12 protein-coding genes and 1 pseudogene are annotated in these 14,007 nt (G+C 75.9%); all 13 read left to right on the top strand.

Translation table 11 applies throughout. The features are described from left to right. Positions 1 to 3 precede the first annotated feature (3 nt). Complete coding sequence (locus tag ACZ5CZ_RS07920; protein WP_468940242.1) at positions 4 to 3,069, top strand: hypothetical protein; 3,066 nt, start codon at positions 4 to 6, stop codon at positions 3,067 to 3,069. A 71-nt stretch (positions 3,070 to 3,140) separates the two neighbouring features. Beyond that, on the top strand, positions 3,141 to 3,566 hold the full coding sequence (locus ACZ5CZ_RS07915) for a phage tail protein (protein ID WP_385846284.1): 426 nt from the start codon (positions 3,141 to 3,143) through the stop codon (positions 3,564 to 3,566). Further along, positions 3,563 to 4,285 carry a CIS tube protein gene (locus tag ACZ5CZ_RS07910; RefSeq protein ID WP_385846346.1) on the top strand — a complete coding sequence of 241 codons (723 nt, stop codon included), beginning with the start codon at positions 3,563 to 3,565 and terminating at the stop codon, positions 4,283 to 4,285. Before ACZ5CZ_RS07915 ends, ACZ5CZ_RS07910 begins: the two co-directional genes overlap by 4 nt. Further along, a complete protein-coding gene (locus tag ACZ5CZ_RS07905) occupies positions 4,282 to 6,108 on the top strand; it encodes a VgrG-related protein (RefSeq protein WP_468940239.1) in 1,827 nt (608 codons plus the stop codon). Before ACZ5CZ_RS07910 ends, ACZ5CZ_RS07905 begins: the two co-directional genes overlap by 4 nt. Positions 6,109 to 6,175: 67 nt before the next feature. After that, the gene (locus ACZ5CZ_RS07900; RefSeq protein WP_468940237.1) at positions 6,176 to 6,493 is read left to right on the top strand and encodes a PAAR domain-containing protein; all 318 of its coding nucleotides are present in this window, start codon (positions 6,176 to 6,178) and stop codon (positions 6,491 to 6,493) included. Continuing rightward, entirely contained in the window at positions 6,493 to 6,915 is a 423-nt protein-coding gene (locus ACZ5CZ_RS07895; RefSeq protein ID WP_385846281.1) for a GPW/gp25 family protein, read from the top strand. The genes ACZ5CZ_RS07900 and ACZ5CZ_RS07895 overlap by 1 nt, the downstream gene beginning before the upstream one ends. Next, a complete protein-coding gene (locus tag ACZ5CZ_RS07890) occupies positions 6,915 to 8,873 on the top strand; it encodes a putative baseplate assembly protein (RefSeq protein ID WP_385846280.1) in 1,959 nt (652 codons plus the stop codon). The genes ACZ5CZ_RS07895 and ACZ5CZ_RS07890 overlap by 1 nt, the downstream gene beginning before the upstream one ends. After that, a complete protein-coding gene (locus ACZ5CZ_RS07885) occupies positions 8,870 to 9,436 on the top strand; it encodes a phage tail protein (RefSeq protein WP_467544513.1) in 567 nt (188 codons plus the stop codon). The genes ACZ5CZ_RS07890 and ACZ5CZ_RS07885 overlap by 4 nt, the downstream gene beginning before the upstream one ends. Continuing rightward, a pseudogene (locus ACZ5CZ_RS07880) lies at positions 9,378 to 9,506 on the top strand (DUF7577 domain-containing protein); the annotation flags it as partial. The gene ACZ5CZ_RS07885 and the pseudogene ACZ5CZ_RS07880, both read left to right, overlap by 59 nt. 753 nt (positions 9,507 to 10,259) lie before the next feature. Then, positions 10,260 to 11,027, top strand: coding sequence for an NADase-type glycan-binding domain-containing protein (locus tag ACZ5CZ_RS07875; RefSeq protein ID WP_468940734.1), 768 nt, complete (start codon positions 10,260 to 10,262; stop codon positions 11,025 to 11,027). Between the two features lie 56 nt (positions 11,028 to 11,083). Then, positions 11,084 to 11,476: a hypothetical protein gene (locus ACZ5CZ_RS07870; RefSeq protein WP_468940232.1), complete on the top strand. Its 393-nt coding sequence runs from the start codon at positions 11,084 to 11,086 to the stop codon at positions 11,474 to 11,476. 126 nt (positions 11,477 to 11,602) lie between these two features. Beyond that, entirely contained in the window at positions 11,603 to 12,694 is a 1,092-nt protein-coding gene (locus ACZ5CZ_RS07865) for a PLP-dependent cysteine synthase family protein (RefSeq protein ID WP_468940230.1), read from the top strand. Continuing rightward, complete coding sequence (locus ACZ5CZ_RS07860) at positions 12,691 to 13,941, top strand: MFS transporter (RefSeq protein WP_468940227.1); 1,251 nt, start codon at positions 12,691 to 12,693, stop codon at positions 13,939 to 13,941. Before ACZ5CZ_RS07865 ends, ACZ5CZ_RS07860 begins: the two co-directional genes overlap by 4 nt. Positions 13,942 to 14,007 lie beyond the last annotated feature (66 nt).

The following is a 14,007-nucleotide window of genomic DNA, read 5'->3' as shown; positions in this document are numbered from 1 at the left end:
TTCATGGCATGGTGGCACGCCCTGCGCCGCCGGGCCGCGGCGGCGACCGGCACGGCGGAGCGCACCGTCCCCGCCCCCGAGTCCGATGCGGGTTCCGGTTCCGTCGTCGCGCCCGCGTCCGCGTCCGTACCGGGGGACTGGGACGGCGGGTGGCGCAGCGCCCCGCCGCCGACGCTGACCGTCGCCCGCGCCCCGATCGGCGTCAGCGACGGCCTCGCCTTCCGCGCGGGCCTCGCCTCCTGGCAGAACCCGGCCTTCGACGCGGGCCTCGGCCACGCGCTGCTGCCCTCCGCCCCGGCGGGGTTGCTGCACGGCGTCACCCAGCGGGCCACCGCCCCCGCCACCCGCCACCACGCCGACGGCGGTCCACTGCTGCTGCGGGCCGCCGCCCGCCCGGACACCGAGGAACCGGCCGAATCCGCCGGCCGACCGGGCGACTCCTCTCGTACGACGGCCCCCGCGCGTCGCCGTACGGCGCCTGCTGCACCGCAGCGCTCGGCCCCGACCGCGAACCGTCACGCGCCCGGCGCGGCGGCCGTCCAGCGGGCCGCAGCGGGGCCCGCCGGTCAGGTGGTCCGCCCCGCCGATCCCGGCCGCCCGGCGGCGGGGCCGGAACTTCCACCGGTCCGTCGGATCGCCGTGGTACCGGTCGCCCCGCGCGGCGGAACGGCGGGCCCGGCTCCGGCGGACGGCCCGGACAGGGCCACGATCACCGCCCAACGCGCCGATGCCGTACGGCCCCGGCCGCTGGGTCCCTCACTCACGGTTGCCCGGCGGTCGGCGGAACCCGTACGCCGGATCCCGGCCCTGAAGCCCGAGGTCCGGCGTGGCGCAGCCCCTGGCAGGGGCACGGACAGCACCACGGACACGGACGCGACGCCCTCGATCACCACCGAGCCGGCCCCCAAGGACACCTCTCGCCCCGCCTCCCCGGAGCGACGGATCGACCGAGCCCCGTTGGGCACGCCCCTGACCGAACTGCCGCCCACCGCACACCCCTCGGCCACCGGCGGACCAACAGACCCGCCCCAGCCCACGGCACCACCCGCGCTCCCCCTCGGACCTGGCCCCGCGCCAGCCGACGCCGGGCACCCGAGCGGAGTGCGGGCGCCGCTGCCGGCGATGCCACCGACCACACGCCCCTCGGCCACGGGCCGACCGGCAGACCCCTCCCACCCCACGGCAGCACCCGCGCTCCCCCTCACCGGTCAGCAGGCGCACACCCCCGGCCCCGCTTCCGGCCCGGCCACCGCGCCAGCCGACACCCGACACCGGGCCGGACTGGGCGCGCCCCTGACCGAACTGCCGCCCACCGCACACCCCTCGGCCACCGGCCGACCCACAGACCCACCCCACCCCACGGCACCAATCACACTCCCCCTCACCGGGCGACAGCCGGAGACCCCTGCCCCCGCACCAGCCGGTCCCGCGCTGTCCGACACCCGACACCCGAGCGCACTGGGCGCACCCCTGACCGAGGTGCCGCCCACCGCACACCCCTCGGCCACCGGCCGACCCACAGACCCGCACCACCCCACGGCACCACCCGCACTCCCGCTCACCGGGCGACAGCCGGAGACCCCTGCCCCCGCGCCGGCCGATGCCCGGCACCGGGGCGGACTGGGGGCGCCGCTGCCCGCGATGCCCCCCACTGCCGCTCCACCCCACTCCCCCAGCTCCAGCGGGCGGCCGGTCACCGTGCGCTCCGGCAGCGCGCCCCTGCTGGGCGCGGCGGACACCGGACGTTCCGGACTGGCCGTCAACTCTGGGAAGAACAGCGGGGTTTCACGCGCGTCCAGCGACCCCTCGGCCGTGCTGCCGGGTCCCTCGACGGCTGACGGCACTCCGCCGGTCGTCACAGCAGGGCCCGGACCGGCGCAGTCCCTGTCCGCCCCGGAGCCCTCGCCGGCCGACCGGGCGGCCCCCGGTGCGCGCGGTGCGTCACCGGCGGACCGTCCGCGCTCCGGTGGTCACGACGCGCCGGGCCCGGTCGTCGTCGCCCGTGCGGTCTCGGGACCGGCGCGGCCTGCGGGTCCGGGCACCGCGGAAACGCCCGGTGTCATCGGCCGGCCGCCGTACACCGTGCAGCGGCGCAGCGCGGGCGTCGCGCCGGGCGCGCCCCGTGCCCTGTCGCTGCTCGCCGCGCGTCCGCTGACGCTCAACACCCGTGCGCCGCACGGCTTCGCGCCGCCTGCCACGCCCCGCACCCCCGTGCGCCCAGTGGTGGCCGCGTCCTGGCGCCGCGAACCGACGGCACCGGCTCCCCCACCCGCCGTACCGAGCAACGCGGGATCGGGCCCATCCGCGCGACCGGCCCGGAGTGTCCCCGCGCATGCCGCCGCACCGCCGGTACAGCGGGCCGCCCCCGGCCCCGGCCCCGCGCCGGCGCTCCCGCACCGGACGTCATCAGACGGCCCGGCACCGATGCCAGCGGCCTCCTCCGTCTCCCCGCCGACCCATCCCGCCCCGGTCGCCGATGCCGGGCCGGTGACGGCGCTCCCGCCGTCGGGCAGCCGCACGCCCCCGGCAGCGCTGCCGTATCCCTCCCCGTCGGCGACCCCGGCTACCGACCCCCCGTCACCCGGCGGCCCCGGCCGCCCCGCGGCTCGGCGGGCCCTTCCCGTCGTACGGCCTGAGCCTCCCGTTCAGCGGGCGGTGGGCGGGGCGGATGCGGTGTCGCGGCCGCCGGTGCTGCCCTTGGCCGAGTCGTCGGCCGGGCCGCTGCACCTGCCGGACCGCCCGGTGCCGGTGGCCTCGCCCGGACCGCCCGTGCCCGTGGTACGCGCCGGCCGCACGGCGACGGCGCCGGTCGTCCAGCGGGACGGGGCCGGCAAGGCGGGTGGGGTTCCGGGGGCGGCGGTGCCCGCGCGCGGGAGACAGCGGTCGGCCTCCGCACCGCCCGCGCCCGGCAGGGCCCCGGCGTCGGCACCGGCACCGGCACCGCAGGACGCCGGTATCGACCTGGACGACCTGGCGCGGCGGCTTCTGGAGCCGATGTCCCGGCTGCTCCGGGCCGACCTGCGGCGCGGCCGGGAACGCGCGGGCCGCCCCTACGACGGCCGCCGTTGAAGACACGTTGAAGACACGTTGAGGCAGCAGGACGCTCAGGACGCCGAGGACAGGGAACGGATGAACCACGGATGACGGACAACATCTTCGCGACGAGCGTGTTCTTCCGGCTCGCGATCGGCGGCAACGACCTGGGGGCCTTCCACACCTGCTCCGGCATGGGGGCGGAGGTGGAGATGGAGACGTACGCCGAGGGCGGCAACAACGGCTTCACCTGGCAGTTGCCCGGCCGCGTCAGCTGGTCGAACATCACGCTGACCCGGCCGGTCACCGCCGACACGGCGAAGATCGGCCGCTGGCTCGACGAGACGCTGCGGCGCGTGGAGCCGAAGGACGGGGAGATCGTGGCGCTCAGGCCGGACCTGACCCGGATCATCAGCTGGCAGGTGCTCGGCATCGTGCCGGTGCGCTGGCAGGGGCCGTCCTTCGACCCGTCGTCCTCGGAGCCGGCGGTGGAGACGCTGGAGATCGCCCACGAGGGACTGAGGCCTTCCTGATGCCGTCCCTGCGCACCAGCCGGGCCAGGGCCCAGCTGACACTGAAGGAGCCGCCGACCGCGGTCGGGGCCAAGCCCGGCGGGACGATCGCGCGGCTGAACCTCCAGTTCAACCCGACCACGCTGCAACTGCGCAAGACCACCGAGTGGCGGCGCACTCCGTCCCGGATGGCCGGGCAGTCGGCGCTGCCCGAGTTCGTGGGCAGCGGCCCGCGGGAGTTGAGCCTGGAGGTCTTCCTCGACGCGACCTCGACGCACGACAACTCGGTCGAGCAGGCGGTGGAGAAGCTGATGAAGGCGTGTGTGCCGACGCCGGCGAGTCTCGCCCGCAAGAAGCCGGCCAGCCCCTGGGTGCGGTTCGAGTGGGGCACCGCGCGGACGACGTCGTTCGACGGGGTGCTGTCGAGCCTGTCGGTGACGTACACGCTGTTCGACGTGGACGGCAGGCCGCTGCGGGCGACCTGTGCGCTGTCGGTCGAGGAGGCGAGCGTCGACCCGCCGGGGCAGAACCCGACCTCGGGGGCGCGCACGGCCCGCAGTACGCACACGGTGGTGGCCGGGGACAGCCTGGCGCTGCTGGCGTGGCGGGAGTACGGCGACGCGACGGCCTGGCGGGTCATCGCCGAGGCGAACGGGATCGACGACCCGATGGCCCTGGTGCCCGGCACCGAACTGGTGGTGCCGGCGCTGGGGGACGCGGGCGCGGAGGAGGAACGGTGACCACACCGGAGGCGCGGGGCGGCCGGTCGTTCGCGGCGGACCCCGTCGTGGAGGCGCCCGGCGAGCTGCCGCAGGTCTGGGCGGCGCAGTTGGTGAGCTGTGTGGTGGACGAGAACGTGGGTCTGCCGGACACCGCGGTGCTCACCTACCGCGACCCCGACCACGAGTTCCTGAAGTCGACCGGCATCACGCTCGGTACACCGCTTCGGGTGTCCGTGGTGACGGTCGCCGGGCAGGCGCGCGAGCGGCTGTTCAACGGCGAGGTCACGGCGGTGGAGATCGACCGGGACGGCACCGGGTCGTTCACGGTGGTGCGGGCCTACTCGGCCGCGCACCGGCTCCAGCGGGGCCGGAAGGTGGTGGCGTACCGGAACATGACGGCCGCCGCCATCGTCCGCAAGGTGGCCGCCGGGGCGGGCCTGCCCTGCGGGAAGGTGGAGGCCGCGCCGGTCACCTACCGCCAGCTGTCGCAGGCCAACGTCTCCGACTGGGACTTCTTGCAGTACCTGGCCGGGGAGAGCGGGGCGCTGGTGCGGGTCGACGACAAGGGGGTGCTCCAGTTCACCCGGCCCGAGAAGGCGTCCGGCGCGCCGGCGCCGTCGACGCCCGCCACCCAGAACCCGATGGTGCTGGAGTACGGGCGGAACCTGCTCGCGCTGCGGGCCGCCCTGTCGGGTGCGGACGGCGCGGGCTCGGTCGAGGTACGGGGCTGGGACGCGACCACCAAGACCCCGCTGGTGGCGCGGCAGCCCGCCGTGCACAGCGAGACCGTGCTGCCGGGGCTGAGCCCGGCGCTGGCCGCCCGGTTCGGTGCGACGGCGAAGCTGACGGTGACGGACACCCCGTACCGCAGCCAGGCCGAGACGACCGCGGCGGCGGACGCGATCGCCGCGCAGGTCAGTTCGGGGTTCGGCGAGCTGGAGGCGGTGGCCGAGGGAAATCCGCGGCTGCGTGCGGGCCGGCCGGTCGCGCTCGGCAACGTGGGGCCGGCGTTCTCCGGGCGGTACACGGCGACGGCGGTGCGGCACAGTCTGGAGCCGCACGGCGGCTACCGGACGACGGTGTGGGTCAGCGCCAGCCCGGACCGGTCCCTCGCGGGCCTGGTGACCGGCGCGAACGCGCCCGGCCGCGGCCCGCGCATGCCGGGTCTGGCGATCGGTGTGGTGACGGACGTACGGGAGCCGGGCGGCGCGCAGAGCGGCGGGGTCCGGCTCCGGTTCCCCTGGCTGGACGACACCTATGTGACCGACTGGGTGCGCACGGTGCAGTGGGGCGGCAAGGGCGGCGGGGGCGTGGTGAGCCCCGAGGTCAACGACGAGGTGCTGGTGGGCTTCGAGCAGGGGCTGCTGGACAGCCCGTATGTCATCGGCGGTCTGTACAACGGCGTGGACCGGCCCTCGCCGCACGACGTGCCGCTGGTGGACGCGACCAGCGGCAGGGTCAACCGCCGTTCGGTGGTGTCGCGTTCGGGTCATCGGGTGGAGCTGCTCGACGCCAGGGCGCCGGGGCCGTCCGGGGTGCGGCTGCGCACCGGGGACGGGCGGCTGGAGGTGCTGCTGCACGACCGGGAGAACACCATCGAGCTGACGGTGTTCGCGCCCGGCGGCCGGCGGCCGCTGTCCTCGGTGCGGCTGGACGAGCGGGGCATCGCGCTCGACGCGGGAACCGGAAAGGTCAGCGTCAAGGGCGGCACCGTGGAGATCGACGGCACCACGGCGGTCCGTGTCGGCGCTCCGTCCGTGCACATCACCGGCCGGACGGACGTCACGGTCGACGGCGGTCTGCTGGGGGTGCTGAAGGCGGATCTCGTCCGCATCAACTGACGTCAACTCACTTGTCCGACACGCCCGTTGAGGGCCGTACCGTACCGTTCTCGCGAGGAGCCCGGATATGCCCGCCGCAGCCCGTACCGGCGATCCCACCAGCCACGGGGGTGTGATCGCCACCCCGCCGCCCGGCGCCGCCGCGACGGTGGCGCGCGTGCTGATCGGCGGCCGGCCCGCCGCCGTCGTGGGCAGCCTGCACACCTGTGTCATGCCCCCGCACGCGGCCCTCGGACCGGCCAATGTGATCCTGCCCTCCCCGGCCGCGCTGCTGTCGGGCCAGGTCCTCATCGGCGGGCTGCCGGCCGCGCGGGCGGGCGACTCCACCGCGTGCGGTGCGACGGTGCAGATCGGCGCGCTCAACGTGCAGATCGGGGGCCTGTGATGAGTGAACGGTTCATCGGACGCGGCTGGGCGTTCCCGCTGCGGGTCGGGCCGACCGGCGGCATCGCCATGGTGGAACGGGAACGGGAGATCGAGGAGGCGATCCGGCTGGTGCTGGGCACCGCACCCGGTGAGCGCCCGATGCGGCCCGAGTTCGGCTGTGGCATCCACGACTTCGTCTTCGCGCCCGGCGACGGCGCCACCGCGGGGCGGATCGCGCAGGCGGTGCGCGAGGCGCTGGAGCGCTGGGAGCCGCGGATCGCGGTGGACGACGTGGTGGTGGCCTTCGACGAGGTGGACGCCGGGACCCTCTACATCGATGTGCACTACACGGTGCGCTCCACCAACGACCGGCGCAACCTGGTCTTCCCCTTCTACACGATCCCCTCCGAGGAGGGGGCCGAGGAAACGGTCGCGAACTGATGGCCCTGCCCTCCCCCAACCTGGACGACCGGCGGTTCCAGCAACTCGTCGACGAGGCGAAGCGGTACGTGCAGCAGCGCGCGCCGGAGTGGACCGACCACAACGTCTCCGACCCGGGCGTCACCCTGATCGAGACGTTCGCCTACCTGGTGGACCAGTTGCTGTACCGGCTGAACCGGGTGCCGGACAAGAACTACACCGCGTTCCTGGACCTGTTGGGCATCCGGCTGTTCCCGCCGGCGGCGGCCTCGGCCGAGGTCGACTTCTGGCTGTCGGCACCGCAGCCGGACACGGTGACGCTGCCCGCCGGCACCGAGGTGACCACGGCGGACGGCGAGTCGGAGGAGCCCGTGGTGTTCGCGACCACGGAGGAACTGCGCATCGTGCCGAGCGAGTTGGTCCGGCTGGTGACGGCGCCCCGCTCCGGTGAGCAGACCGACCGGACCGGCCGGCTCGCCGAGGGCCTCGATGTGCCCTGCTTCCAGGCGGCGCCCGAGCCGGGGGACGCCCTGCTGTTCGGGCTGCCATCGGCGGTGCCGCGCTGTGTGCTCGCGGTGCGGCTGGACAGCCGGGTGGAGGGCGTCGGTGTGGACCCGCGTCAGCCGCCGCTGGTCTGGGAGGCGTGGGACGGCGGCCGCTGGCAGCGGTGCGAGACCGGTGCGGACACCACCGGGGGGCTGAACCGGCCCGGCGAGGTGACCGTGTTCGTGCCGGCCGGGCACACGGCGTCGGTGATCGGTGGGCACCGGGCGGGCTGGCTGCGCTGCCGGGTCACCGAGCCGGAGCCGGGCCAGCCGTTCTACTCGGAGTCCCCGACGGTGCGGGAGGCGTCGGTGTTCACGGTGGGCGGCACCACCTCGGTCGAGCACGCCGAGACCGTCACCGATGTCCCGCTCGGCATCTCGGAGGGGGTCCCGGGCCAGACGTTCCGGCTCGGCCGCCCGCCGGTGCTGCTGGACGGCGAGCCGCCGGTGGTGGAGGTCTCCTCCGCGGACGGCTGGCTCCCGTGGCAGGTCGTGGAGCACTTCGGCCGCTCGGAGCCCACCGACCGGCATGTCCAAGTGGACGCCACCACCGGGGAGTTCATCTTCCCGCCGGCGCTGCGCGAACCCGACGGCACGCTGCGCCCGTGCGGCGCGGTGCCGGAGAAGGGCGCGCACATCCGGGTGGCCCGCTACCGCACCGGCGGCGGCCCGGCGGGCAACGTGGCCCGCGGCGCGATCTCGGTGCTGCGCAGCTCCGTGCCGTACATCGCGCGGGTCGGCAACCGGGAGGCGGCCCGCGGCGGGGTGGACGGGGAGACCGTCGCCAACGCCAAGCTGCGGGCTCCGGACGCGCTGCGGATGCAGGAGCGCGCGGTCACGGCCGAGGACTACGAGACCATCAGCCGGCAGGCGGCGCCCTCGGTGCGCCGGGTGCGCTGTCTGCCCGCCGCGGACGCGGCCGGCGCGGTGCGGGTGCTCGTCGTGCCGGACGCCGTGGCCGACGACGGCGACCGGCTCCGCTTCGAGCAGCTGATCCCCTCCGACCAGGTACTCCAGACGATCACCGCGAGCCTGGACGAGCGGCGGCTGATCGGCACCCGGCTGGTGGTGGAACCGCCCGCCTACCAGGGCGTCACCGTGGTCGCCCGGCTCGCGGCGGCGCCCGGCGACACCGACCGGGTGCGCGAAGCCGCCCTCGCCGCGCTGTTCCGGCACCTCAACCCGCTGCGCGGCGGGCCGGACGGCACCGGATGGCCGTTCGGGCGGCCGGTGCAGTACGGGGAGGTCTTCGGCGTGCTCCAACAGGCCACCGGCAACGCGCTGGTGGAGGAGATCCGGCTGTTCCCCGCCGACCCGATCACCGGGCGGCGGGGCGCGCCGGTGGACCGCATCGACGTGGGGCCCGGCACGCTGGTGTTCTCGTACCAGCACCAGGTCGTCGTACAGCCGGTCGAGCCGGAGGCCGGGGCATGAGCCGCGCGGGAGTTCCGGGCCTGCCGAGCCGGCACCCGATCGGGGCGCTGCTGCCCGCGCTGTACGCCGAGGACGACTTCGCGCAGCGGTTCACCGCGGGCCTGGACACCGTCCTCGCCCCGGTGTTCGCGACCCTCGACAACCTGCCCGCCTACCTGGACCCGCGGGTGGCGCCGCTCGACTTCGTGGCCTGGCTGGCGTCGTGGGTGGGCGCCGAGGACGACCCGCACCGGCCGGCCGCGCTGCGCCGAGAGGCCGTACTTCGGGCGGTGGAACTGCACCGCCGGCGCGGCACCCGGCGCGGCCTGGTCGACCGGCTGTGGCTCACTCTCGGCGTGCACGCCGAGGTCACCGGTGACGGCGGGGCGGTCTGGTCCCGTACCGCGGGCGCCGAGCTGCCACCGGAGCCGTCCGGTGAGGTGGTCGTCCGGGTCTGGCCGGGCCGGGACCCCGAGGTGGACGAGGCCCGGGTCCGCGAGGTGGTCCGGGCCCTGTGTCCGGTGCATGTCTCGTGCCGGGTGGAGGTCCTGCCCGGCCCGCCCGTCGACGACGGAGGGAGGTGACGTCGTGCGCAGCTGTCCCTCGTGCGGGGCGTCCAACGATCCCGGGGACGACTTCTGCCGCAACTGCGGCTCCTACCTGGGCTGGTCCGAAGGGCGTACCCTGCCGGCGCAGTCCCCGGCCGCGGATTCCCCGGCTCCGCGGCCGGATCCCCCGGCCCCGCAGCCGGACCGGCCGACGGGCAGCCGATCGGCCGACGCGCGGCCGGCCGACCTGCCGTCGGACGACGTGGCGTCGGATGACGCCTCATCGACGGGTGCGCCCTCGGCTGACGCCCCGTCGCCGGACCGCCGGCCGCCGGACGGCCCGTCGGCCGATGCCCCCTCGTCGGCGTCCGCGGCGGACGGCGGGTCCGCCGTGTCCCCGACCGCCCCCGACCATTCCCCGTCCCTGCGGGACCGGCTGACGAACCGTGCCCGGCGGGAGCCACAGAACGCGCGCCGCACGAGCCCGGAGCGGAACCCCGGGCCTCCGGCGGCGGGGGCAGCCCGGGATTCCGGTTCCCCCACGGCTCCTGACACTGCTTCGGCGTCGAGCCCGGCCGTCCCGGCGGGCGGCAGCGCCGGTGACCGCAACCGCCCCGATACGACCCGAACGGACCGCCCGGCCGCATCCGGACCGGCATCTCCGTCGACCCGTGCCCCGGCGACCGGCGCCCCGACCTCCGAACCCCCACCCACCGACAACCCGGCACCGAGCCGCTCCACACCCGGCCCCTCACCCACCCGCCCCTCCACCCCCACACCCCCCGCACGCGCCTTCCCCGGCCCCCGGGCTCCCGCGTCCATCGAGCAGAGCGGGCCGCACGACGGGCCGGTGTTGCCCGTGCAGCCCGCGAAGCCGGTCGCGCCGCGTCCTGTCGTACGTCCCGCCGCACCCGCACCCGAGGAGGCCACCGGGCCGCCCTGCCGGGTGTGCGGCACGCCGAACCCGCCCGACCGCCGGTTCTGCCGCCGCTGCGCCGCCCCCCTGCGCCCGACGGAAGCCGCCGCCCCGCTGCCCTGGTGGCGCACCATCTGGCCGTTGCGCCGCCGGGTGCGGGCCGGCTCCGGCCGGGCGGTACGACTGCTGGTGATCCTCGCCGTGGTGGTGGGCCTGTGCGTGGCCGGTTTCCTGCTGCTGCCCGCCGGGCGCGCCCTGGTCGAGGACACCCGCGACAAACTCGGCAACGCCAAGGCCGTCACCCCGGCGCGTGTCACGGCGAGCGCCCAGGTGCCCGGGCATCCGGCGGCGGACACGACGGACGGTCTCAACAACCGCTACTGGGGGGCGCCGGGAGTGGGCGCCTCGGTGACGTACACCTTCGACAAACCGTTCCGGCTGGTCGACCTCATCATCACGAACGGCGCGGCCACGGCACCGGAGCAGTACGCCCGCGAGGCCCGGGCGCTCCGGATGGATGCGGAGGTCACCTCGGCGGACGGCACGGTGCACCGCAGCACGCTCTCGCTCAGCGACACACCGGGGCCCCAGACCTTCCCCACCGGGGTGAGCGACGTCGTCAGGGTGCGGCTGGTGCTGCGGTCGGTCACGGGGCTGACGTCCGGCCGTCATGTCGCGGTCGCGGAGGTGGAGTTCCGTCAGCGCAGCTGAAACCCGGAGACCCGAGATCGCAACTCTGTGCAATTGATCGGTTACTCTAGGCGGCCATGAGGAACGGCCCCGCCTCGCGCACCCGCCGCGCCGTGCTGCGTGCCGGCGCGGCGGTCGTGCTGCTCCTGGCCGTCCTCACGCATCTCGCGGTGTGCGGACACGACCTCGTGTCACCGCCCCGGGCCGGCGGGCCCGTCGCGGCCGCGGCCACTTCCGGCGCGCCCGGTTCGGTTCCCGACCCGCACTGCTGCGACGGCGACGAGCCGACGCTCCAGGCGCCCCGCGGCACCGCCGGGCCGGGGCCGACCGGGCACGAGGCGACCACCCTGGCCGGACCGGCGCACGTCCCCGCGGCGACGTCGTCCGGGCCCGGCAGGGCATCGGACAGGCGGGCGGAGGGCCGGTCGACCGGGCCGTCACCGGCCCGGCTCGGGGTGTGGCGGACCTGAGCGGCCCCCGGCAGTGACCCCGGCCGTCCCTCGGGACCCGCCGGGGCGCGGCCGCCGTCTCCGTTCATCTCGCCCCCACCTCACGGCGCTCAGCATTCGGCCGAGCGGCCGCAGGAGCAGCACGCCATGAACCACACACCCCTGCCCACCCCCGCCAGGCACCCCCTGCGCACGCCGGCCGGGCTCGTCGGCGACACCCCGGTCCTGTGGATCGGAGAGCCCTTCACCGCCGCCGGCCGCGGCTTCTGGGCCAAGCTGGAGGGACACAATCCCGGCGGTATCAAGGACCGCGCCGCCCTGCACATGGTGCGCGCGGCCCGGGAGCGCGGGCAGTTGCGGCCCGGCGCCCGGATCGTGGAGTCCAGCTCGGGCACGCTCGGCCTCGGTCTGGCGCTGGCCGGAGCCACGTTCGGCCACCCGGTGACCGTGGTCACCGACCCCGGTATGGAGCCCCTGCTGACCGGGCTGCTCACGGCGTACGGCGCGGAGGTCGACGTGGTCACCGAGGCGCACCCGGTCGGCGGCTGGCAGCAGGCCCGGCGCCGGCGCGTCGGGCAGCTCCTGGCCCGGCACCCCGGCGCCTGGCACCCGGACCAGTACGACAACCCCGACAACGTCGCCGCGTACGCCCCGCTCGCCCGTGAACTGGCCGCCCAGCTCGACCGTGTCGACACCCTCGTCGTCTCCGTCGGCACCGGCGGCCACTCCGCCGGCGTCGCCTCGGTGCTGCGCGGCTCCTTCCCGGGGCTGCGCGTGGTCGGCGTCGACGCGACCGGCTCGACGATCTTCGGCCAGCCCGCCGCGCCCCGGCTGATGCGCGGCCTGGGCAGCAGCATCCACCCGCGCAACGTCGCCCACCGGCTCTTCGACGAGGTGCACTGGGTCGCCGCCGCCGACGCGGTCTGGGCCGCCCGGCGGCTGGCCCGCGACCACTACGCCACCGGCGGCTGGAGCGTCGGCGCCGTCGCCCTGGTCGCGCGCTGGCTGGCCCGCACCCTGCCCGCCGGGAACCGTATCGTCGCCGTCTTCCCCGACGGGCCCCAGCGGTATGTGGGCACCGTCTACGACGACGCCTACTGCCGGGTCCACCAGCTGCTGGACCGGCCGCCCGCCGACGACCCGGACGAGATCGCGCACCCCGGCGAGCGCACCGTCACCCGCTGGACCCGCTGCACCCGGGTCACCGACCCGACGCCGCCGCAGGGGGCCGCCCGATGAGGAGCCTGTGGCGGCAGACCCGTTCCTTCCCGGCGCCGGCCCGGCTGTTGATGGTGAACCAGTTCGCCATCAACCTCGCCTTCTACATGCTGATGCCCTACCTGGCCGGGCATCTCTCGCACGGACTGGGGCTCGCCGCCTGGGCCGTGGGGCTCGTGCTGGGGGTGCGGAACTTCTCCCAGCAGGGGATGTTCCTGATCGGCGGGACCCTCGCCGACCGCTTCGGCTACAAGGCGCCGATCATGGCCGGGTGCCTGCTGCGCACCGTCGGTTTCGGCCTGCTCGGCTGGGTGGACGACCTGCCCGCGCTGCTCGCCGCCTCCGCCGCGACCGGTTTCGCGGGGGCGTTGTTCAACCCGGCCGTCCGCGCGTATCTGGCCGGGGAGGCGGGCGAGCGGCGCGTCGACGCGTTCGCCGTGTTCAACGTGTACTACCAGGCCGGCATGCTGCTCGGGCCGCTGGTCGGACTCGCCCTGCTGGCGGCCGACTTCCGGCTGGTGTGCACGACGGCCGCGGCCGTATTCGCCGGGCTGACCCTGCTCCAGTGGCGCGCCCTGCCCGCCCGGCACGGCCGCCCGGCCGGTTCCGGGGCGGGCGGGGTGGCCGCCCAGTGGCGCGGAGTCGTCACGAACCGGCCGTTCCTGCTCTTCGCCACCGCGATGACCGGTTCCTATGTGCTGACGTTCCAGGTGTACCTGGCGCTGCCGCTCGCCGCGGCCGACGCCCTGGGCTCCGACGGTACGGCGGTCACCAGCGGGCTCTTCGTGGTCTCGGCCGGTGTGGCGGTGGCCGGTCAACTGCGGCTGACGGGCTGGGCGAAGCGCCGGTGGCGGCCCGAGCAGGCGCTGGTGTACGGGCTGGCGGCGCTGGGGCTCGCGTTCCTGCCGCTCATCGCCGCCCCGCCCGACTCGTCGCTCGCGGTGCTCGTCGCCCTGGTGACGGCGGTGGTGCTCCTCGCGGCGGGTTCGGCGGTGGTCTACCCGTTCGAGATGGAGACCGTGGTCGCGCTGTCCGGCGGCCGTCTCGTCGCCACGCACTACGGCCTGTACAACACGGTCTCCGGCCTGGGCATCACGGTGGGCAACCTGGGCGTCGGCGCCCTGTGGGACTTCGCCGTACGGCACGACGCGCTCCGGCTGACCTGGACGGCGCTGACGGCCACCGGACTGGTGTGCGCCGCCTTCGTGGCCGTACTCGAACGGCGGGGACGGCTGACGGCGCGGCACCCGGAGCCGGCCGCCCTCTGAGACTCCGCACGGCCGGCCGCGCAGGACGCGGCCGGCCACCCCTGCTGAGCCGCGGAGCGGCCCGGG

It is taken from the genome of Streptomyces sp. NPDC031418 (assembly GCF_055581605.1).
This window is presented reverse-complemented; position numbering and strand designations above follow the sequence as displayed.